This is a genomic window from Rathayibacter sp. VKM Ac-2801 (genome assembly GCF_009834245.1).
Taxonomy (GTDB): domain Bacteria; phylum Actinomycetota; class Actinomycetes; order Actinomycetales; family Microbacteriaceae; genus Rathayibacter.
In genome coordinates this window covers 3027807-3049269 of record NZ_CP047183.1, presented here as the reverse complement: position 1 = coordinate 3049269, position 21463 = coordinate 3027807, and the positions used below count along the sequence as shown (strand labels likewise).

The following is a 21463-nucleotide window of genomic DNA, read 5'->3' as shown; positions in this document are numbered from 1 at the left end:
CGGCGGCGCTCAGCGCGGCGCGGCTGGAGCGAGCGCGGAGACGATCCGCCCCAGCCCGAAGCGCCAGGCGCGCTCCACGTCGCCGCCGAGGGTGAAGGCGCCGGTGATCTCCATGCCGATGAACCCCGTCGCCCAGGCGGTCAGCGTGCGGGCGGCCTCGAGGGCGTCGTCCTCGCCCGCCAGCTGCGCGGTGAGGTCCAGGAGGCGGGTGCTCGCCGCGTCGCGGAACTCCTGGGCGGCGACGGGCGTGCCGGGGGCGGGAGCCATCACGAGGAGGAACGCGGCCGGCCGCTCGTGGCCGAAGGCGCGGAGGCGGTCGGCGAGCGCGGCGGCGTCCGAGGCGTCAGCGAGGCGGTCGGCGAGCGCGGTGAGGGCGTCTTCGGCGACGAGGCGGATCAGGGTCTCGCGCCCCTCGACGCGCTTGTAGAGGGAGGGTGCGCGGACTCCGACGGTCTGCGCGACGGCCTGCATCGTGACCCCGGCGAGCCCGTCGCGCTCGAGCAGCTCGCCGGCGGCGCGCACGATCGCCTCGAGGGAGGTGCGGTCGGGAGTGGGCATGGGCCGAGTATAGCTATTGACAGTAGCCATGATGGCTAACTAGCGTAGCCATCATGGAACTCGGACCCCACCTGCGCCGCATCGGCACCGACATCGTCGCCGTCCACCTCGTCCACACCGACGAGGGCGTCACCCTCATCGACGCCGGCCTGCCCGGCCTCTGGCCGGAGCTCCTGGCCGAGCTGCGCGCGATGGGCCGCACCCTCGACGACGTGCGTGGCGTCGTGCTCACCCACGGCGACTCCGACCACGTGGGCTTCGCCGAGCGCCTGCGCCGCGACCACGGCGTGCCGGTCCACGTGCACGCCGCCGACGCCGAGCGGGCGAAGGGCGGCGCGAAGCCGAAGACCGCGACACCGCGGCTGCGCGTCCTGCCGCTCCTCGGCTTCGCCGCTTACGCGCTGCGGAAGGGCATCGCGACGGTCCCGCCGCTCACCGAGGTCGTCGAGGTCCACGACGGGCAGACGCTCGATCTGCCGGGCGCTCCCCGCGTGATCGCGCTCCCGGGCCACTCCCCGGGGAGCATCGCCGTGCACGTGCCACTGGCCGACGCGGTCTTCGTGGGCGACGGGCTGACCACCCGCCACGTGCTCACCGGCCGCACGGGTCCGCAGCCCGCGCCCTTCACCGACGAGCCGGAGCAGGCGCTCGCGTCGCTCCGAGCGCTCCTGCCCACCGGGGCGCGCTGGGTGGTCCCGGGCCACGGGGCGCCCTGGAGCGGAGGGATCGAGGCGGCGGTCCGGCTGGTCGAGAGCGCCTGAGGACCGGAGCCGCTCAGGAGGCGGGGACGAGCTTCCAGCGGTCGGCGAGGATCTCGAGGCCCTTGTCGAAAGTCGCCGACCACGCCGTGACGTCGTGGGCGCTGTCCGGCACCTCGAGGTAGGTGGCGCTCATGCCGGCGGCGACGGCCGCGGCGTAGACGGTCTTCGCTCCGGGGAGGAACGAGGTGTCCTCGGCGCCGACCCCGAAGATCGCGACGGTGCCGGTGTAGGGGGCGTTCTTCGCGAGGATGCTCACCGGCTTCGCGGCCTCGTAGGCGGCCTGGTCTCCGCCGAACCCCTGCGCGACGGTCGCCGCCTCGCTGCCGAGGGTCGGCGCGAGCTCGCCCGAGGCGTCGACGATGTTGCCGAAGAGCGACGGGTAGCCGGCGCCGAGCTGGATCGAGCAGGTCCCGCCCTGCGAGAGGCCGCCGATCGCCCAGTGCTGCGCGTCGCCGAGCACCGGGAGGTTCGCGCGGATCCAGTTCGGGACGTCGACGGTGAGGTAGGTGGCCGACTTCGCCAGCGGCGAGTCGACGCACATCGGGTTCTTGTCCGGATCGCCCAGCTGGTCGGGCGACACGACGATCGGGGCGAGGCCGGCGTGCGCGGCGGCGTAGGCGTCGAGGGTCTGCTGGAACTTCTCGGTCGAGAGCGGATCGGAGGGCGACCCGGGCTGCCCCGAGAACATGATCATCACCGGCAGCAGCGGCGGGGTCGCCGTGAGAGCCGCGGGCGGGAGGTAGACCACGGCGTCGCGGGCGGGGAAGCCCGACGCGGTGGCGGGGATGGCGACCGTCGAGACCGACCCGACGGCGGGCATCCCGGCCGGGGCCGTCCAGGTCGCGAGGTCCGAGTGCGGTCCGTTCGCGGCGGCGACCGGCACGGAGGAGTCGGAGTACGCGCTGATCCCGAGCGCGCTGCGCACCGTGGGGTACTGGCCGAAGTCGATGTTGACGGTCATCGCGGCCGCCGCGACGACGAGCACTCCGGCCGCGAGCGACGCGAGCACCCCCCGCACGCGCCGGCGGGCGATCGCGTGGCCGAGGACGACCAGGGCGACGCCCGCCCCGCCGATCCCGAGACCGATCGCCACGCGGGTGACCGGCGTGAAGTCGACGCCGAACGGGCCGTCGGGCCCGTCGACGAGGGCGGCCAGGGCGGCGCCGCCGATCAGGCCCAGGAGGAGGACCGCGACGGCGATCCCGCCGCGTCGGGAGCGCCCGCGGCGGGGGGCGCGGACGTGGGCGGCGAGCAGGAGGAGGAGCGCTGCGGCCGCGAGCACGTAGACGGCGACGACGAGGGGGCCGGAGACGAGGCTCAGGTCGAGGAGAGTGGTCATGCGTCGATCCGGTCGGAGGGTGCTCGGGCGGGCGTCAGTCTGGCGGCGGTCTCTGGAGGACAGCCGGGAGCTGTCGGGAGCGATTCTCCTCCCCGGGCTCGGATCCACCGAGCTCTCCACCGATCAGGCGCAACCCCGCGCGCCGCGCCGTCCACCCGCCTAGCGTGGGATCCCCGACGTATCCCGCGCCCTCATGAAGGAGCTCGCACCATGACCCAGCACCCCCGCACCGAGACCCCCGTCCGCGAGGCCCGCGCATGAGCCGCGGAGTCGCCGTCGTCACCGGGGGCACGGCCGGACTGGGGCGCGCCACCGTGCGCGAGCTCGCCTCTCGCGGCTGGGACGTCGCCGTGCTGGCGCGCGGCGAGGACGGCCTGGCCGCCACCGTCGCCGAGATCGAGCAGAAGGGCCGGCGCGGGCTGGGCATCCCGACCGACGTGGCCGACCGCGAGGCCGTCGAGTCGGCGGCCGACCGGGTCGAGGCCGAGCTCGGCCCGATCGAGCTGTGGGTCAACGACGCGATGGTCGGCGTCTTCGGCGAGTTCCTCTCGACCGAGCCCGCCGACTTCGAGCGCGCCGTGGGCGTCAACTTCTTCGGCTTCGTCAACGGCACCCGGGCGGCGCTCTCCCGGATGACCCCGCGCGACCGCGGGCACGTCATCCAGGTCGGCTCCGCCCTCGCGCACCGCGGCATCCCGCTGCAGGCGGCCTACTGCGCCTCCAAGTTCGGGGCCCGTGGCTTCACCGAGGCCGTCACCGCCGAGCTGCTGCACGCGAAGAGCCGCGTGCGCCTGTCCGAGGTCGACATGCCGGCGCTCAACACCATCCAGTTCAACTGGGTGAAGTCCCAGCTGCCGCACCACCCTCAGCCCGTGCCGCCGATCTACGAGCCCGAGGTGGGCGCGATCGCGATCGCCGACGTGGCCGACAAGCCGCGCCGCCGCACCTGGGTCGGCGAGCCGACCGCGGGCACCATCCTCGGCGACCGCTTCGCCGGGCGCTTCATGGACTGGTACCTCGCCCGCAGCGCCTTCGACGGGCAGCAGGCCCCCGACAAGACGGAGCCGATGCTCCCGAACAACGTCTACGAGCCGGTCCCCGGCGATCACGGCGCCCGGGGCCTCTTCAGCGACCGCGCGCACACCATGACGCCTCAGATCTGGATGATCCGCCACCGCGCTCTGAGCTACGCGGGGGCCGCCGCGGCCCTCGCCGCCGGCGCCGTGGGCGTCGTCTCGGCCCTGCGGAGGAAGTGACCGTGGTCGACGCCGTCGTCATCGGGGCGGGGCCCAACGGCCTCGCCGCCGCGGTCACGCTCGCGCGGGCCGGGCTCTCGGTGACCGTGCTCGAGCGCAACGAGACGATCGGCGGAGGCGCGCGCACGGCGGAGCTGACGCTGCCCGGGTTCCACCACGACGTCTGCTCGGCGGTGCACCCGATGGCGCTCGCGTCCGGGTTCTTCCGCGCCTTCGGGCTCGACCGGCGCATCGAGCTGGTCGTCCCCGAGATCTCGTACGCGCATCCGCTCGACGGGGGCCGCGCCGGCATCGCCTACCGCGACCTCGACCGCACGGTCGAGGCGCTGGGGCGCGACGGAGCGGCGTGGCGCGCGCTGATGGGCCCTCTCTCCGAGCGGGCCGACCGCGTCGCGGGCTTCACCAACGACGCGCTGCTGCGGATCCCGACGGATCCGAGCGTGCTGATCCGCTTCGGGCTCCGGGTGCTCGAGCAGGGCACCCCGGTCTGGAATCTGCGCTTCCGCGAGGACGTCGCCCCGGCGATGTTCTCCGGGGTCGCCGCGCACTCCATCCGCCCGATGCCGAGCCCGTCGACGGCCGCGGCCGCCCTGGCACTCGGCGCCTACGCCCACGCGCGCGGCTGGCCGGTGCCGATCGGCGGCAGCCAGTCGATCGTCGACGCGCTCGCCGACGACCTCCGGGCGCACGGCGGCACCATCGAGACCGGCGTCGAGGTGACCTCGCTCTCCGAGCTGCCCCCGGCCCGCGCCGTGCTCGTCGACGGCACTCCGACGGCGCTGCTCGCGATGGCGGGGGACCGGCTGCCCCCGGCCTACGCCGCCGCCCTCCAGCGCTTCCGCTACGGCAACGGCGTGGCCAAGGTCGACTTCGCCCTCGACGGGCCGGTGCCGTGGTCGAACCCGGAGCTCGCCGGCGCGGGCACGCTGCACGTGGGCGGGAGCCGCGCCGAGATCGCGGCCGCCGAGCGCGACGTCAAACGCGGCGGGCACAGCCGCAGCCCCTACGTGCTGGTGGCGCAGCCCTCGACCGCCGACCCGACCCGGGCGCCCGAGGGCAAGCACGTCCTCTGGGCGTACACGCACGTCCCCCGGTACTCGCCCGCCGACCAGCAGGAGGCGATCACCGCCCAGATCGAGCGCTTCGCCCCCGGGTTCCGCGACCGCGTGATCGGCGCCTCCTCGATGACTGCCCGCGACATGCAGGCCTACAACCCGAACTACCTGGGCGGGGACATCGCCGCCGGAGCCGCGAGCGTCGCGCAGCTGCTCTCGCGCCCGGTCCCCACGACCGACCCGTGGCGGACGCCCGCGAAGGGGCTCTACCTCTGCTCCTCGTCCACCCCGCCCGGCCCGGGCGTGCACGGCATGGCCGGCTGGCACGCCGCCCGGAGCGCGCTGCGGCACGAGTTCGGAGTGCGCGAGTCGCCCGACCTGTCGCCGGAGGCGCGCCCGGCCTGAGCCGCCGTCGGTCCGGTGCCGTCGACCCGCCGCCCTCGATGCGGGGTGCGCCCGTCCTCGGGCGTCCCGGTCCGACGCGCCGCCGCTGCGCGGTGGCCGCCGCCGTCCCCGGCCTGCCAGGCTGGGGGACGGCGCCCGTCGCCCGCCCCGCCACCACTCGAAGGAGTCCACGATGTCCCGCACCACCCGCGTCGTCCACTGCCCGCCCGAGTCCGTCTTCGCGGTGCTGGCCTCCGGCTGGCTGTTCCCGAGCTGGGTCGTCGGCGCGTCTCGGATGCGGAAGGTCGACGCCGACTTCCCGCACGTGGGCTCGCAGCTGCACCACTCCTTCGGGCTCTGGCCGCTGGTGATCGACGACCGCACCACGGTGCTCGAGTGGGACCCGCCGCGCCGGATGGTCGTCCAGGCCGCGGGCTGGCCGCTCGGCGAGGCCCGGGTGCGCGTCGAGGTCGAGCCGCACGCGCGCGGCGCGAAGGTGCGGATGCACGAGGCCCCCGTGAAGGGTCCGGGCACGCTCGTCCCGAAGCCGCTGATGCACTCGTTCCTCTGGATCCGCAACCGCGAGGCCGTGCGCCGGCTCGCGCACATGGCCGAGGCGGGGGCCGCGGGCCGCACGCTCGCGCCCGCCTCGCTGCCCTCGCCCGCCGATCGCGCCGGGATCGACCGGTCGAGGCACGTCTGGGCGCGCCTGACCGGAGCGATCGGGTCGATCGCGGTCGGGACGCTCGTGGTCCGTGGCGTCCTCGCGGCCGTTCGGCGCGCGCGGAGCTGACGGGCGGCACCGGAGGCGACGGCGCCCGGGTCGGACGGCGCCCGGGTCGGACGGCGCCCGGGTCCGACGGCGCCCGGGTCAGACGATCCGCTCGGGTCAGACGATCCGCTCGACCAGCCGCACGTGCTGCACCGCGACGCGCTTCGGCTCGCCCGCGAAGGCGGCGTCGCGCTCGGGCGAGGCCAGGTAGGCCCGCTCGACCTCGCCGAACGCGTCGGCGTCGCCGGCCGTGCTGACCGCCCAGACGAACTCGTTCACCTCGCGGTCGGCGTAGGCGAACTCGACCCGGAAGCCGTGGGCCTCGCGCGCCGGCACGATCCGCTCGGGGAACCAGGCGAGGAAGTCGTCCATCACCCCGTCCATCAGCTCGTAGCGTCGGAGTTGGATCGTCCTGGTCTCGGCTGCAGCGCTCATGCTGCGACGGTACCCGCCCGGCGGCCGCGCCGCCGCCGCGCTACGCTCGCCGCCGACAGCCCTACGCCGAGGAGGACAGCACGGACCCCCGCCACCGCTCCCTCGCACTGCTCGTCGCCGGCTGCTTCTTCATGGAGAACCTCGACGCCACGATCGTGACGACGGCCGCGCCCGCGATCGCCGCCGACCTGGGCGTCGACTCCGCCGCGGTCTCGATCACCGTCACCGCGTTCCTCCTCACCGTCGCCGTCCTCATCCCGGCCTCGGGCTGGCTCAGCGAGCGCTTCGGCGTGCGCCGCGTGTTCACCACCGCGATCGCCGTCTTCACCCTCGCCTCCCTGCTCTGCGCCCTCAGCCCCACGCTGCCGCTGCTGGTCGGCGCCCGAGTCCTGCAGGGCGTCGGCGGAGCGCTGATGGTCCCGGTCGGCCGGCTCGCGGTGCTACGGGCGACCCCGCGGGAGGGGATCATCCACGCCATCGCGATCCTGGTCTGGCCGGGACTGGTCGCGCCCGTGATCGCACCGTTCCTCGGCGGCCTGCTCACCACCGTCGCCTCCTGGCACTGGATCTTCCTGATCAACCTGCCCCTCGGGGTCGTCGCGTTCGCGATCGCGCGCCGGATCGTCCCCGCCACCGCCGAGAGCGCGCCGCCCCCGCTCGACGTCACCGGGCTGGTGCTCGTCGCGGTCGGGCTCGGCGCGCTGGTCGGAGCGGCGGGGCTCCTCACCGGTTCCGAGCTCGACGGGCGAGCGGTGGCGCCGATGCTCGTCGGCGCGGTCGTGACGGCGCTCGCCGTGCGGCACCTGCGCCGCGCCGAGAATCCGCTCGTGCGGCTCGACGCCTTCCGCTTCCGCACCTTCCGGATCGCCAACGCGAGCGGATCGCTCTACCGGGCGACCGTGAACGCGGTGCCGTTCCTGCTCCCGCTGCTGTTCCAGGACGCGTTCGGCTGGAGCCCGGTGCAGGCCGGCTCCGTGGTGCTGGCGCTCTTCGCCGGCAACCTGGCGATCAAGCCGGCCACGACTCCGCTGCTGCGGCGCCTCGGCTTCCGCGGGGTGCTGGTCGCGGCGAGCGCGGTCGGGGCGGCGTGCATGGCGGCGATGGCGTTCCTCGAGCCGGCGACTCCGGTGGCGCTCGTGGTCGCGCTGCTGGTGCTGAGCGGAGTGGCCCGCTCGGCGGGCTTCACCGCCTACAACACCGTCACGTTCGCCGAGGTCCCGCAGGAGGGGATGTCGGGCGCGAACACCCTCAACGCCACCACGCAGCAGATCGCGGCCGGCCTCGGAGTCGCGGTGGGCGCGGTGGCGCTCGCCGTCGGCACCGCGATCGGGCCCGGACTCGTCCCCTACCGCGTCGCCTTCCTCGCCCTCGCGGTGCTGACCCTCGTGCCGCTCGTCGCCGCCGCCCGCCTCCCGCGGGACGCCGGGAGCGCCCTCACCGCCTGACCGGCACGGACATCAGGCGAGGCCGAGCGCGATCCCGTCGAGGATGTCGTGCGCGGTCGAGCGGACCCGGTCGACGCCCGGCGAGGCCGTGCGGACGGCGCGGAGGACCTCGCCCCAGACCAGTGCCCCGGCCGCGAGCACGTCCTCGCGCCCCGGGCGGACCCAGGGGAGGGCCGCCGTCCCGGCGGGGGAGAGAGCGGCGAGCTCGTCGCAGGCGGCGAGCACGTCGGAGAGGGGGAGGGTCGTCTCGAGCGCGGCGCGGTCGGTGCTGCGGAGGACGTGCGCGGTGATCGTGAGCACGGTCGCGGCGACGCCGACGACGCCCCGAGCCTGCGAGAGGTCGACGGAGGAGGCGGCCAGGGCGGCGCGCACGTCCGCGCGGATCGCCGCGCGCTCGCCCTCGGTCGGCGCGGCGGCCCGGCGGTGGCGCTCGGTCAGGCGGACGCTGCCGACGTCCATCGAGTGCGCCTGCTCCGGCTCCGCCCCGCCGAGCACGAGCTCGGTCGAGCCGCCGCCGAGGTCGACGACCAGGACGGGCCGGGCGGAGTCGACGGCCGAGACCGCGCCGCGGAACGAGAGCCGCGCCTCCTCCACGCCGGAGATCGTCTCCGGTGCCACGCCGAGGATCCGCTCGACGGCGGCGAGGAAGTCCTCGCGGTCGGCGGCGTCGCGGGTGGCCGAGGTGGCGACGAAGCGGAGGCGCTCGGCGCCGGCCTCCTGCGCGGCGGCCGCGTACTCGCGGGTGACGGCGAGGGTCCGCTCGAGCGCCGCCGGATCGAAGCGGCCGGTGCGGTCGACCCCGCGGCCAAGCCGCACGAGCTCGGTCCGGCGCTGGACGTCCCGGAGGCGGCCGCCCTCCACGTCGGCGATCAGCAGGCGGAGGGAGTTGGTGCCGCAGTCGAACGCCGCGACGCGAGTGGGGGAGCTCATCGGGCCATTCTGCCCGCGCTCCTCGGAGGCGGTTCCCGAGATGCCGGGTCGCGGACGAGATCCCGTGGGAGGGCGGGCCATCTCGACCGTGCGGTGGGATCTCGCGAAATTTCGCGAGATCGGGGGATCGGGGGGAGGGATAGCCTGGGGGGGAGTCAGAGGAGCCGCCCGTGCACGAACACCACGTCCGCGTCCACCGCAGCGACGAGGAGCTCCCGCGACACGGGCAGCTCGCCCACGCGCTCGCCGAGGTCGCCGCCGATCCGGTCGAGATCGACGACGAGGTCGCCGAGATGGTGGTCAACCGCGTCATCGACAACGCCGCCGTCGCCACCGCATCGCTCCTGCGCCGCCCCGTGGTCGCCGCCCGCGCGCAGGCGCTGGCGCACCCCGCGTCCATCGGCGGCCAGGGCTCGGTCGTCCTCGGCGTCGACCCGGCCCGCCGGGTCTCGCCCGAGTGGGCGGCCTGGGCCAACGGGGTCGCCGTGCGCGAGCTGGACTACCACGACACGTTCCTGGCGGCCGAGTACTCGCACCCGGGCGACAACATCCCTCCGCTGATCGCCGTCGCCCAGCACGCGGGCATCGGCGGGGCGCAGCTCGTCCGCGGCATCGTCACCGGCTACGAGGTCCAGGTCGACCTGGTGCGCGCGATCAGCCTCCACCGGCACAAGATCGACCACGTGGCGCACCTCGGCCCCTCGGCCGCCGCCGGGATCGGCACGCTGCTCGGCCTCGACGTCGCGACGATCGAGCAGGCCGTCGCGCAGGCCCTGCACACGACGACCGCCACGCGCCAGTCGCGCAAGGGCGAGATCTCGAGCTGGAAGGCGTACGCGCCGGCCTTCGCGGGGAAGATGGCGATCGAGGCGGTCGACCGGGCGATGCGCGGCGAGACCAGCCCGTCGCCGATCTACGAGGGCGAGGACGGCGTCATCGCCTGGATGCTCGACGGCGCCGACGCGAGCTACGACGTCCCGCTGCCCGACCGCGGCGAGGCCAAGCGCGCGATCCTCGACACGTACACGAAGGAGCACTCGGCCGAGTACCAGGCGCAGGCGCTGATCGACCTCGCCCGCCGCCTGCACCGCACCCACCCCGAGGCCGCCGATCCCGAGCGCGTCGAGCGGATCGTCCTGCACACCTCGCACCACACCCACTTCGTGATCGGCTCGGGCGCGAACGACCCGCAGAAGTACGACCCTTCCGCGTCCCGCGAGACGCTGGACCACTCCGTGCCGTACATCTTCACGGTGGCGCTGCAGGACGGCTCCTGGCACCACGTGCACAGCTACGCCCCCGAGCGGGCCGCCCGCGCCGACACGATCGCGCTCTGGCACCGGGTCACCACGCAGGAGGACGCGGAGTGGACGCGCCGCTACCACTCCACTGATCCGGGCGAGAAGGCCTTCGGCGCGCGTGTCGAGATCCTGATGACGGACGGCACGACGATCGTCGACGAGATCGCGGTGGCGGACGCGCACCCGCTGGGCGCGCACCCGTTCAGCCGCGAGCAGTACGTGTCGAAGTTCCGCACGCTCGCGGCCGACGTGCTCGAGGAGTCCGAGATCGAGCGCTTCCTCGACCTCGCTCAGCGCCTGCCCGAGCTGACCCCGGAGGAGGTCGGCCGCCTCAGCGTGATCGCCGCCCCCGGCGTCCTCGCCTCGATCGAGCCCCCGCGCGGCCTGTTCTGATCCCTCCGCGGCGCCCGCTCTCCTGCGTGCCCCTGCGCGAGATGCCACTTGAGTACGCGACACGCCGCGGCGGGCGTACTCAAGTGGCATCTCGCGGGAGGGTCGTCAGAGCAGGCCGTCCGTGAGGTGGTCCGGCGTGCCGAAGCGGTGGGCCGTGATCGACACGGCCTGCTCGCGGAGGAACGGCAGCAGCTCCAGCCGGCCCGCCTCGGTCGCCGCGCCGGCGTAGACCGCGAGGTCGGGGCGTCCGCCCGTCACGGCCGTCACCGTCGCGGCGGAGGCGCCCAGCAGGCGCACCCGTCCGGCGCCGTGAGCGCGCACCCGCGCCTCCCACGCCGCGTCGTCCTCCACCACGACGGCACCCGCCGCCTCGTCGAGCCCGGCGGCGAGCTGCGGAGGCAGCGCCACGGCGCTCGAGACGACGACGCGCGCCTGCGCGGTCGCCGCCGCGACGGCCACCCGCACGAGCGAGCCCAGCGGCTCCCCGGCGGCCAGGCGCACCAGCACGGCGGAGTCGTAGGGCAGGCGGCGGAAGACGTTGCGCTCCGCCTCCAGCCCTGTCACGTCGCGAGGAGCGCCCGCGGCCCACGCCGCCGCGCAGCTGCGCGCCGTCCGCTCCACTGCGGCGTACTCCTCCGCCGAGAGCTCCGTGCGCGACGCGGCCAGCAGGCGGGCGGCCGGCCCGACGACCGGAGCGGTCGCCTCCGCCGGCGCCGCGGTCCAGGAGCCCAGGCCGAGCAGGTAGTCCGGCCCGCCCGCCTTGGTGCCCGGGCCGACCGCCGACTTCTTCCAGCCGCCGAACGGCTGGCGCTGCACGATCGCCCCGGTGATGCCGCGGTTCACGTAGAGGTTGCCCGCCTCGATCCCGTCGAGCCAGGTGCCGATCTCCTCCGGGTCGAGCGCGTGCAGACCCGAGGTGAGTCCGTAGTCGACCTCGTTGACGACGGCGATCGCCTCGTCGAGGGTCGCCGCCGTCATGATCCCGAGGATCGGCCCGAAGTACTCGGTGCGGTGGAACTCGGACCCGCGGCGCACGCCGTCGCGGACGCCGGGGCTCCACAGGCGTCCGGAGTCGTCCAGGCTCCGCGGCTGCAGCAGCCAGGTCTCGCCGGCGCCGAGCCCGGTCAGGCCGCGCAGCAGCTTGCCCTCGGCCGGCTCGATCACCGGCCCCATCCGCGTCGCGGGGTCGGTCGGGTAGCCGACCGTGAGCGAGGAGACCGCGTCGAGCAGCTGCGCGCGGAACCGCTTCGAGCGCGCGACGGAGCCGACCAGCACCACGAGCGAGGCGGCGGAGCACTTCTGGCCCGCGTGCCCGAAGGCGCTGGCCACCACGTCCTTCACCGCCAGGTCGAGATCGGCCGAGGGGGTGACCACGATCGCGTTCTTGCCACTCGTCTCGGCGAGCAGCGGGAGGTCGTTCCGGAAGGAGCGGAACAGCTCCGCCGTCTCGTAGGCGCCGGTGAGGATCACGCGGTCGACCTGCGGGGAGGCGATCAGGTCGCGCCCCAGCTCCTCCTCCGGAAGGCGGAGCAGGCGCAGGGCCTCGCGGGGCACGCCCGCCGCCCACAGCGCCTCGGCCACCACGGCGCCGCAGCGCGCGGTCGGCCCGGCGGGCTTGAGGACCACGGCGGAGCCGGCAGCGAGCGCGGCGAGGACGCCGCCGGCCGGGATCGCGACCGGGAAGTTCCACGGCGGAGCGACCAGGGTCAGCGCGGCCGGGTGGAAGCGGGCGCCGTCGACCGCGTCGAGCTCGAGGGCGCGCTCGGCGTAGTAGTGGGCGAAGTCCACGGCCTCCGAGACCTCGGGGTCGCCCTGGTCGAGGGTCTTGCCGCCCTCGGCCGCCATGACCTCGAGCAGCTCGGCGCGGCGCGCCTCCAGCTCGTCGCCGGCGCGGTGCAGGATGCGGGCGCGCTCCTCGGCCGGGACGTCGCTCCAGCCGCTGCCGCGGGCTCCGGAGAGCACCGACTCCAGCTCGTCGAGGGTGCCGATCGTGGCGGCCTCGATGGCGTCGGCGCCGGCCCGGGAGGAGGGGACGCGCGCGAGGATCGCCTGCGCCCACTCGCGGTTCGCGGCGACGGACGGGTCGGTGTCGGGGGTGCTGCGGAAGTCGCCGGGTCCCGGACGGCCGCTCGCGGCGAACCGGTCGGGCACGCGGTGCGCCGGGGGGACGGCACCGTCGAGGGCGGCGACGGAGGCGCGGAAGCGCTCCTCCTCCCGCGCGAAGAGCGCCGGGTCGGCCTCGAGCTCGAAGACGGCGGACATGAAGTTCTGGCTCGACGCGCCCTCCTCCAGCCGGCGGATCAGGTAGGCGATCGCCACGTCGAACTCGGCCGGCGCGACGACCGGCGTGTAGAGCAGGAGCGAGCCGACCGTGCGGCGCACCGCCTCCGCCTGGCCCTGGGCCATGCCGAGGAGCATCTCGTACTCGATGCCCTCGCGGACGCCGCGGGTGCCCGCGAGCAGCCACGAGTACGCGACGTCGAAGAGGTTGTGCCCGGCGACGCCGACCCGCACGTTGCGGATCCGCTCCGGGTGCAGCGCGTAGTCGACGACGCGCTTGTAGTTCGTGTCGGAGTCCTGCTTGCTGCTCCAGGTCGCCAGCGGCCAGCCGTGGACCGAGGCCTCGACCTGCTCCATCGGCAGGTTCGCGCCCTTGACCAGGCGCACCTTGATGCCGGCGCCGCCGCGGGCCCGGCGGGCGGCGCTCCACTCCTGCAGGCGGATCATCGCCGAGAGCGCGTCCGGCAGGTAGGCCTGCAGCACGATGCCGGCCTCGAGGCCGACGAACTCCGGCCGGTCGAGGATGCGGGTGAAGACCGCGATGGTGAGGTCGAGGTCCTTGTACTCCTCCATGTCGAGGTTGATGAACTTGTGCGGCGAGGAGGCGGCGGCCCGGGCGAACAGCGGCGCCAGCTCCTCGACGATGTCGTCGACCGCGGCGTCGAAGGCCCACGGGTTGTGCGGGGCGGTGCTCGAGGAGACCTTGATCGAGACGTAGTCGACGTCGTCGCGGGCGAGGAGCCGGTGCGTCCCCTCCAGGCGGCGGTGGGCCTCCTCGCGGCCGAGGACGGCCTCGCCGAGCAGGTTCATGTTGAGCCGGACGCCGTCGCGGCGGATCGCGGCGATGGCCGGGCCCAGGCGCGAGTCGGTCGCGTCGATGATCAGGTGGCCGACCATCCGCCGCAGCACCCGGCGCGCGATCGGCACCACGACGTCCGGGAGGAGCGGCGCCATCACGCCGCCGAGGGCGACGGCGCCGCGCATCGGAGCCGGGAGGAAGGACGGCACGCCGCCCGCGATCGCCTTCAGCGCCGCCGCCGCGACCCGGGTGTCCTCGGGGCGGACGACGCCGTCGACGAAGCCGACCGTGAAGTCCAGGCCGGACGGGTCCTTCAGCACGCCCGCCAGCTGCGCCCCGGAGGCGTCGATCGGGATCGCGGACGCCTCGCGCAGCCAGCGCCGCACCAGGGCGACGCTCTCGTCGACCAGGCGGGGGTCGATCGAATCGGGGGACGGGCCGTCGGCGGCGGGGCCGGTGGCGAGAGCGGGGCTGGCGAGATCCGTCATGGTGCGGTCCTTCTGCTCTGAGGGGGGGTGCCTTCAGTATTCGACCGACTACCGTTGAGCAGAAGCGACCGTTCCTTACCGGTACCGGTCAGCTCAGCTGATCGATCGGAGAGACGCCGTGCTCGATGTCCGCCGCCTGGTCCTGCTCCGCGAGGTGGCCATCCGCGGCACTCTCGCCGCCGCGGCCGAGGCGCTCGCCTACAGTCCCTCCGCCGTCTCGCAGCAGCTCGCCGTGCTCGAGCGTGAGGCCGGCGTCGAGCTGCTGCGGAAGGCGGGCCGGCGCGTGCAGCTGACTCCCCAGGCCGAGATCCTGGTCGAGGCGGCCGGCGAGGTGATGGCCCTGCTCGAGCGGGCGGAGGCGGCGCTCGCGGCCTCGGGGGAGTCGGTGACCGGGCGGGTGCGCGTCGCGGTGTTCCAGTCGGCCGCCCTCGCGCTCATGCCGGGTGCGCTCCGGGCCGTCGCCGACCGCTTCCCGGATGTGCGGGTCGAGATGGTGCAGCGCGAGCCGGAGGGCGCGCTGCACGAGACGTCGTGGGCGCGGGAGTTCGACCTCGTCGTCGCCGAGCAGTACCCCGGCCACTCGACCTCGTGGCTGCCCGGGCTGGTCCGCAGCGACCTGACGACCGACGCGATCCGCCTCGCCGTGAGCCGGGACTCCGCCGTCGTCGACCTCGCCTCGGCCCGCGACTCCGCCTGGGTGATGGAGCCGCGCGGCACCGCGAGCCGCCACTTCGCCGAGCAGACCTGCCGGGTCGCGGGCTTCGAGCCGGACGTCCGCTTCGAGACCGCCGACCTGCAGGCGCAGATCCGCCTCGCCGCCTCCGGCCACGCCGTCGCCCTGATGCCCGACCTGGTCTGGGCGGGCGAGGCGCCGGACTGCCGCCTGCTCGAGCTGCCGGGCACGCCCCGCCGCACGATCTTCACCGCCCAGCGCGAGGCGCAGCTGGCGTCGCCGGCGGTGCGGGTGTTCCGGGAGTGCCTGGCGGAGGTGGCGGGTCGGTTCGCGTGAGCGGTCCACCCCTGTCCGCCGGCCGGGGTGGAGGGGTGGACTGGAGCGCGCCGCTCCTCAGGAGCGGTGCGTCACCTCGGAGGAAGAAGGAACCATGACCACCTGGCTCATCACCGGCTGCTCGACCGGTCTCGGTCGCGCCCTCGCGATCGCCGTCCTCGCCCGCGGTGACCGGGCCGTCGTCACCGCGCGTGACGTCGACTCGGTCCGCGACATCACCGGGGCCCACCCCGAGACGGCCCTGGCCCTCGCCCTCGACGTCACCGACGACGGGCAGGTCGCCGCCGCGGTCGACGCCGCCCAGGAGCGCTTCGGCGGAGTCGACGTCCTCGTCAACAACGCCGGCTACGGCTACCGCGCCGCCGTCGAGGAGGGCGAGGAGGCCGCCGTCCACCGCCTGTTCGACACGCACTTCTCCGGAACGGTCCGCACGATCAAGGCCGTGCTGCCCGGTATGCGCGAGCGCCGCTCGGGCACGATCGTGAACCTGTCCTCGATCGGCGCGCGCATCTCGCCGGAGGGCTCCGGCTACTACGCCGCCGTGAAGGCCGCGATCGAGGCGCTCACCGAGTCCCTGCGCAAGGAGGTCGCGCCGCTGGGCATCCGAGCGTTCTCGGTCGAGCCGGGCGGGTTCCGCACCGACTTCGCGGGCCGCTCGCTCACCCAGTCCGCGACTCCGATCGCCGACTACGCCGACACCGCCGGCCGGCGCCGCAAGGAGAACGACACGGCCCACGGCACGCAGAAGGGCGACCCGGCCCGGGCGGCCGACGCGCTGATCCGGGTCGTCGAGTCGGAGACGACCCCGTCGCTGCTCCTGCTCGGCAACGACTCCTCCGACGCCTTCCGCTCGGCGCTCGACGCCCTCCGCGCGGATGCCGACGAGTGGGAGGGGCTGAGTCGCAGCACCGACTTCGCGGACGGGGAGTAGCGGGGCTGCTGTTAGCGGAGCGCGGGGGCGGGTGACGGGGGCCCGAGCGGGGAGGTGCCGGCCGGGCGCGGCTGCGGAGCCACGCGGAGGTGCCGGTAGGGAGCGGTTGCGAGGTGTCGGCGGGGGAGGTGGTCCCGGTTCGGCGCTTCCGCCGGGCGGGCTCGGCTCGAGGGGAGGCGGGGCGTTCGAGGGGACACCGGCGCTGGTGCGCGCGCTCGCTGCTGCGCTCGGGTCTCCGCGGTGCGCTGGGAGCTCGCTGCTCGGGCGGGCGGGGCGGTTCGGAGGCGTCCGAGCTGCGGGTCGTCTTCTGCGCGCGGGGCGGCGCGGTTCGGTTCAGTTCGGTTCGGTTCGGGAGAGTCGAGCGGCCGACGCTCCTCCACAGGGTGCGGATCGGGGCCGGTCGGCCCTGTCGTTCTGGTCGGGCGATGCCTGCCGGTGCTCGATGCCGGGCGGGCGCGGCTCGAGGGGCGGCGGGGCGTTCGAGGGGATGCCGGCGCTCGCGCGCGCGCTCGCTGCTCGGGCGGAGGCTGTGCGGAGGCGCCCGGGCTGCGGGTCGTCCTCTGCCTGCGGGCGGCGCGGTTCGGCTCGGCTCGGGAGGGTCGACCGGCCGACGCTCCTCCACAGGGTGCGGATCAGGGCCGATCGTCCCGATCGAGCCCGTCCGGCCGCTGCGTGTCGGTGGTCCCTGATTCAATACTCGTATGAGATCGAACGGGATGACCGATGGGGCGGAGGCGGTGCTCGGCGAGGTGCGCGAGCGCGGCGACCGCGCCGCCGAGCTCGCCCGCTCGGCGTCCCCGCTGCTGCTGGCGGCCGCTGAGGAGCTGCACGCCGGGCACCGGGCGGCTCTGGAGCACCCGGAGTCGTTCGCCCGAGGTGCGGCGCCGTACGCGTCGAGCGATCTCGTCGAGCGGTCGGTCCGCGCGGAGTTCGCGGTAGCCCTCGGGGTGTCCGAGCGGGTGGCCTCCCGCGAGCTCGACCACGCACGCCTCCTGGTCGAGGATCTGCCGTGCACCCGGTCCGCGCTCGCCGAGGCGCGGCTGCGGTGGGAGGCGGGGCAGGCGGTCTGCGCGGTCGCGGCCTCTCTGCCCGAGGGCTCCCGCGCCGCCTTCGACGAGCGCGCGGCCGAGCTCGCCGTCCGGTCGACGCCGACGCAGCTGCGGCGGGCGCTGGCCCGAGTGCGCGAGGAGCTCCACGAGCAGCCCCTCGCCGAGCGCCACCGGCGGGCTCGCGAGGACCGCGCCGTCTGGTTGAGCCCCGAGGTCGACGGGATGGCGACCCTCTGCGCCCTCCTGCCCGCGCACGTCGCGATGGGGGCGTACGGCCGCCTGGACCGGATCGCCCGGAGCCTCCGCGACGGCGCCGAGGGCAGGGAGTCGGACAGTCCGGGCCCGTCCGTGCCGACTGTCGGCGAGGGCGACGGGCGCACCCTCTCCCAGCTGCGCGCCGACGCTCTGGCCGACATCCTCTGCGACGGCGACATCATCGGCACCGTCCCCGAGGACGCCCGCGCCGACCGTCTCGCGCCGACCGTCGTGCCCGGCATCCGTGCCGACGTGCGCATCAGCCTGGCCGCGAGCACCGCCTCCGGCCGCGACGACGACCCGGTCGAGCTCGAGGGCTACGGGCCCGTCCCGGCCGAGGCCGCTCGGAGCCTGCTCCCCGCGACCGTCACGCGGGTCCTGACCGAGCCGGTCACGGGCGCTGTCCTGTCGGTCGGCCGCACCCGCCGCCTCCCGCACCGCGAGCTGCGGCTCCTCCTCCAGCTCCGCGACGTGACCTGCCGGTTCCCCGGCTGCACGCGCTCGGCCACGACCGCCGAGGCCGACCACGTCGTCGAGTGGCGCAACGGAGGCGGCACCGACCCGGGCAACCTCGCCAGCCTCTGCGTCGCCCACCACCACGTCCGCCACGGCGATCGCTGGACCTACCTCCTCCATCCCGACGGCACCGCCGACTGGACCACTCCCACCGGGCGCCGCATCACGACGCGGCCGCCGGGTCTCCCCGCACGACCGCCCGGATCGGGTGCGCTTCCGAGGTTCGACGACCCGCCGCCGTTCTGACCCCTGCACGCTGCCGCGGATCCGAGGAACCGCGTGCATCGACGCGCCCCCGAGACGCCGTGGCGACGAACGCACGAGCACATGGCGCCGAGCACCGGAGCGGGTCTCGCCGAGGGCGGCGCGATCGCGCGAGGCTCCGAAACCCTCCTGCCCTGCCCTGCCCTGCCCTGCCGTGCAGCGCCCCTCGCCGGAAGTCCGGTCCCGCGACTCCGCCGCTCGCCGCTACGCCGCCAGGAAGCGGTCCGCCGTCCGCAGCGAGAGCGCCATCGTCGCGAGCGCCGGGTTCGCGATCAGTGCGCTCGGGAACACCGAGTTGTCGCACACCCAGAGGTTCGGCACGTCGAAGCTGCGGCCGTCCGCATCCACGACCGCGGCGCCCGCGTCGGTGCCCATCCGCACGGTGCCGAGGGTGTGCGCCGTGCGCGCCATCACCCGCGTGCTCGTCGCGCCGGCCGCCTCCACGATCGCGGTCATCGTCCGGATCGCGTGCCGGTCGATCGCCTCCTCGTTGGCGCCCGCCGAGAACGTGATCCGCGCCTTCGGCACGCCGTGCTCGTCCAGCTCGTCGGTCAGTTCCAGCCGGTTGCCGTCGGCGGGCAGGCACTCCGCGTTGATCCCGACGCCCGCCGCGAAGCGGTAGCCGTCGAGGGCGTCCATCAGATCGGGACCCCAGAGTCCCGCGCCGCGGGCGAGCGTCGTCGCGTAGGTCAGCGGCATCACCCCGAGGCTCTGGATCAGGTAGCCGCCCGCGAAGTCCGCGTCGGCCGGGCGGACGGTGTCCTCGGTGATCACCGAGGAGGGGTAGCCGCGGTAGCCGCGCATCTCGCTCTCGAAGGTGCCCCAGACCTGGGTCGCCCCGTGCGCCAGGAAGTTCCGGCCCACCTGCCCGCTGCTGTTCGCGATGCCCGTGTGCAGCAGGAGCCGGGGCGTCTCGACGCCGCCCGCGCAGAGGAACAGGGCGGAGCAGCGCTGCCGGTGCTCCACTCCATCGCTCGTGTAGACCACGGCGCACACACGTCCCGCGGCGTCCAGCTCGATCCCGTGCACGAACGAGTCGGCCCGGATCTCAGCTCCGGCCCGCACCGCCTCCGGCAGGTAGGTCACGTCCATGCTCGTCTTCGCGCCGGTCCGGCAGCCCTGATGGCACTGCCCGCAGTTCACGCACGCCGGACGGCCGTCGCGACCCGTGCTGAGCACGGCGGCGGGCGCGTCGGTCGCGCGCATCCCGATCGCCGCGCAGCCGCGCAGCATCATGTCGGCCGAGGCGTTCCGCGGCAGCGGTCCCTGCAGGTAGCGGCGCGACGGGTCCCACGGGTACTCGGCCGGACCCGCCACTCCGATCGTCGCCTCCACCTTCTCGATGTACGCGGTGAGCTCGGCGTGCTCGATCGGCCAGTCGCGGCCGACACCGGAGTCGCTCCGGAGCCGCAGGTCGCGCGGGTCGGGGCGGGGCGTGAACGCGCCCCAGTGCAGCGTCGAGCCGCCGACGCCGCGGCCGCTGTTGTTCTGCCCGAAGGCGGTGGGGGTCTCGCCTCCGCTGAGGCGCTCCTCCATCCAGTTGATCTCGACGGCCGCCGTCTCGTCGGAGGTGTGGCCCAGCGGATCGAAGTGCGGTCCGGCCTCGAGGGCGACGACGCGCAGCCCGCGAGCGGCGAGCACCGAGAGCAGGGGCGCTCCGCCGGCCCCGGTGCCGATCACGACGGCGTCGACCGTCTCGTCGAGCGGGAAGCGGCGCATGCCGGTCGTGTTCATCGGTGACTCCTCGTCGTCGGTTCCCAGGTCTCGCGGTCGTCGGCGCCGAGCAGGCGGAAGCCCGTCACGAGCGGCAGCGTGTCGCCGCCGCTGGCGTAGCCGTCGTAGCCGATCCGCGCCATCGACGCGGGGTGGGCCAGCCACTGCTTCACCAGGTCGACGCGGCAGTCCTCGAACCAGGCGGTCAGCTGCTCGGCGCCGAGCCCGCCGGCCGAGGGCTCGCCGGGCTCCGCGGAGCCGTCGGCGATCGCGGTGAGGCGGGCGTCCTGCTCGGCGGGGCCGAGGTCGGCGAAGCCCCGGAGGGTGTCGAGCGCCAGACCGTAGGCGATCGGGTCGGCCGGCAGGTCGGCGTTGCGCCAGCCGTCGCCCTCGCCGTTCGCGAGCTGCGCGTCCACGCGGGCGGCCAGGTCGATCCGGCCGCCCTCCTGCGGGACGACCCGGTCGGCGATCGCGCGCAGCTCCGCGAGCTGGGCGACGGTCAGGGCGCGCGGCGCGTACTCCGGGTCGTCGGCGAGCGCGCGGACGGCCAGCAGCCCGCGCACCCGCGTGGAGGTGCGGGCGGAGGCGATGGCCGCGCCGACGTCGGCCGGGACCGACGGCGCCGTGCCCGCCTCCTCCTCCCAGAACCGGCGGATCGCCGCGGCCACCTCGGCCGGGCGCTCGAACGGCAGGAGATGGCCCGCTCCGGCGAGCGTGAGCAGCCGGGCGCGGGAGTAGAGGGAGCCGTTGAGGCGGCGCTGCGCGTCGGCACCGAGGTCGCCGTCCTCGCCGCCCGCGATCAGGAGCGCGGGCACGGCGCCGAGGGCGGCCTCGCCGCTGCGGTCCTCGCGGCTGCCGTGCTCGAGCCAGTCGCGCCAGCCCTCGGGGGAGTAGCGGCGCAGCTCGGCCAGCACCTCCGCGTCGGCGTCGGCGGGCAGCGGCGACCCGACGTTCTGGTCGACGAACTCGCGCGCCTGCGCCTCGTCGAGGTGTCCGTCGTCGACCCAGCCGAGCATGGTCGAGCGGCGCTCCTCCTCCATCGGCTCGGGCGAGAGCGGCGACCCGGCGAGGAGCACGACGCCGGCGAGTCCGAACAGGCCCGAGCGGCCGGTGACCGTGCGCGAGGCCACGAGCGAGGCGATCTTCCCGCCCATGCTGTGCCCGAGGAGCAACCAGCGGGAGGCGCCGTGCTCGCGGATCCGGCGGATCGTGGCGGCGGTCATCTCCTCGAGAGAGGTCCCGGATCCGCCGGGCAGGTCGAGCGCGACGAGGTCGGCGACGTCGGCGAGCTCACGGGCGAGCGCGTCGAAGGCCCGGCCGTCGAGCCCGAGTCCGGGCAGGGCGAAGAGGGTGGGGCGGGGGCTGGTGGACACGGGCGTCCTGTCGGATCGGGCGCGCCAAGGCGGCGGGGTGCGGGAGACGGCGGGGAGGGGGGGGGAGTCGGCGATGACCGGCCCTCTTCATCCGACCACACCGCGCCCGCGCGCCCGGCCCCTTGCGCCGACGGCCCGCTCGTGCAACTCGTCTCTC

At 75.2% G+C, this 21463-nt stretch carries 16 protein-coding genes; 9 read left to right on the top strand and 7 right to left on the bottom strand.

Going from position 1 to position 21463, the window contains the following annotated elements; all coding sequences use genetic code 11:
• Positions 1-9: 9 nt before the first annotated feature.
• Entirely contained in the window at positions 10-558 is a 549-nt protein-coding gene (locus GSU45_RS14280) for a TetR/AcrR family transcriptional regulator (protein WP_159915889.1), read from the bottom strand.
• Between the two features lie 53 nt (positions 559-611).
• Here GSU45_RS14280 and GSU45_RS14275 point away from each other — a divergent pair, with 53 nt between their 5' ends.
• On the top strand, positions 612-1319 hold the full coding sequence (locus GSU45_RS14275) for an MBL fold metallo-hydrolase (protein ID WP_159915887.1): 708 nt from the start codon (positions 612-614) through the stop codon (positions 1317-1319).
• Between the two features lie 13 nt (positions 1320-1332).
• On the opposite strand, the gene GSU45_RS14270 is transcribed toward GSU45_RS14275, so the two are convergent.
• The gene (locus GSU45_RS14270) at positions 1333-2658 is read right to left on the bottom strand and encodes an alpha/beta hydrolase-fold protein (protein WP_159915885.1); all 1326 of its coding nucleotides are present in this window, start codon (positions 2656-2658) and stop codon (positions 1333-1335) included.
• 257 nt (positions 2659-2915) lie between these two features.
• On the opposite strand from GSU45_RS14270, the gene GSU45_RS14265 reads away from it, so the two are divergent.
• From GSU45_RS14265 to GSU45_RS14255, 3 genes are all read left to right on the top strand, one after another.
• Positions 2916-3914, top strand: coding sequence for an SDR family oxidoreductase (locus GSU45_RS14265; protein WP_159915883.1), 999 nt, complete (start codon positions 2916-2918; stop codon positions 3912-3914).
• Positions 3911-5374 (top strand): NAD(P)/FAD-dependent oxidoreductase, encoded by a 1464-nt coding sequence (locus tag GSU45_RS14260; RefSeq protein WP_159915881.1) that lies wholly within the window; start codon positions 3911-3913, stop codon positions 5372-5374. The genes GSU45_RS14265 and GSU45_RS14260 overlap by 4 nt, the downstream gene beginning before the upstream one ends.
• Before the next feature lie 172 nt (positions 5375-5546).
• A complete protein-coding gene (locus GSU45_RS14255; protein WP_159915879.1) occupies positions 5547-6146 on the top strand; it encodes an SRPBCC domain-containing protein in 600 nt (199 codons plus the stop codon).
• A gap of 96 nt (positions 6147-6242) precedes the next feature.
• Here the strand turns inward: GSU45_RS14255 and GSU45_RS14250 are convergent, their stop codons facing one another.
• Positions 6243-6560, bottom strand: coding sequence for an NIPSNAP family protein (locus tag GSU45_RS14250; RefSeq protein WP_159915877.1), 318 nt, complete (start codon positions 6558-6560; stop codon positions 6243-6245).
• A 107-nt stretch (positions 6561-6667) separates the two neighbouring features.
• On the opposite strand from GSU45_RS14250, the gene GSU45_RS14245 reads away from it, so the two are divergent.
• Positions 6668-8005, top strand: coding sequence for an MFS transporter (locus tag GSU45_RS14245; protein WP_279631119.1), 1338 nt, complete (start codon positions 6668-6670; stop codon positions 8003-8005).
• 12 nt (positions 8006-8017) lie between these two features.
• Here GSU45_RS14245 and GSU45_RS14240 read toward each other — a convergent pair whose 3' ends face one another.
• Entirely contained in the window at positions 8018-8935 is a 918-nt protein-coding gene (locus GSU45_RS14240) for an exopolyphosphatase (protein WP_159915873.1), read from the bottom strand.
• Positions 8936-9105: 170 nt separating this feature from the next.
• On the opposite strand from GSU45_RS14240, the gene GSU45_RS14235 reads away from it, so the two are divergent.
• Positions 9106-10629 (top strand): MmgE/PrpD family protein, encoded by a 1524-nt coding sequence (locus GSU45_RS14235; protein WP_159915871.1) that lies wholly within the window; start codon positions 9106-9108, stop codon positions 10627-10629.
• 105 nt (positions 10630-10734) lie between these two features.
• Here GSU45_RS14235 and GSU45_RS14230 read toward each other — a convergent pair whose 3' ends face one another.
• On the bottom strand, positions 10735-14196 hold the full coding sequence (locus GSU45_RS14230) for a bifunctional proline dehydrogenase/L-glutamate gamma-semialdehyde dehydrogenase (RefSeq protein WP_159915869.1): 3462 nt from the start codon (positions 14194-14196) through the stop codon (positions 10735-10737).
• 118 nt (positions 14197-14314) lie between these two features.
• Here GSU45_RS14230 and GSU45_RS14225 point away from each other — a divergent pair, with 118 nt between their 5' ends.
• The 3 genes from GSU45_RS14225 to GSU45_RS14215 all read left to right on the top strand — a co-directional run bounded on the left by GSU45_RS14225 (position 14315) and on the right by GSU45_RS14215 (position 18202).
• Positions 14315-15205 (top strand): LysR family transcriptional regulator, encoded by an 891-nt coding sequence (locus tag GSU45_RS14225; protein WP_159915850.1) that lies wholly within the window; start codon positions 14315-14317, stop codon positions 15203-15205.
• A 94-nt stretch (positions 15206-15299) separates the two neighbouring features.
• A complete protein-coding gene (locus GSU45_RS14220; protein ID WP_159915848.1) occupies positions 15300-16136 on the top strand; it encodes an oxidoreductase in 837 nt (278 codons plus the stop codon).
• A 701-nt stretch (positions 16137-16837) separates the two neighbouring features.
• The gene (locus GSU45_RS14215) at positions 16838-18202 is read left to right on the top strand and encodes an HNH endonuclease signature motif containing protein (protein WP_159915846.1); all 1365 of its coding nucleotides are present in this window, start codon (positions 16838-16840) and stop codon (positions 18200-18202) included.
• 222 nt (positions 18203-18424) lie between these two features.
• Here the strand turns inward: GSU45_RS14215 and GSU45_RS14210 are convergent, their stop codons facing one another.
• Together GSU45_RS14210 and GSU45_RS14205 are read right to left on the bottom strand one after the other, a co-directional pair.
• Entirely contained in the window at positions 18425-19954 is a 1530-nt protein-coding gene (locus GSU45_RS14210; RefSeq protein ID WP_159915844.1) for a GMC family oxidoreductase, read from the bottom strand.
• Positions 19951-21306: an alpha/beta hydrolase gene (locus tag GSU45_RS14205; protein ID WP_159915842.1), complete on the bottom strand. Its 1356-nt coding sequence runs from the start codon at positions 21304-21306 to the stop codon at positions 19951-19953. The genes GSU45_RS14210 and GSU45_RS14205 overlap by 4 nt, the downstream gene beginning before the upstream one ends.
• Positions 21307-21463: the final 157 nt, after the last annotated feature.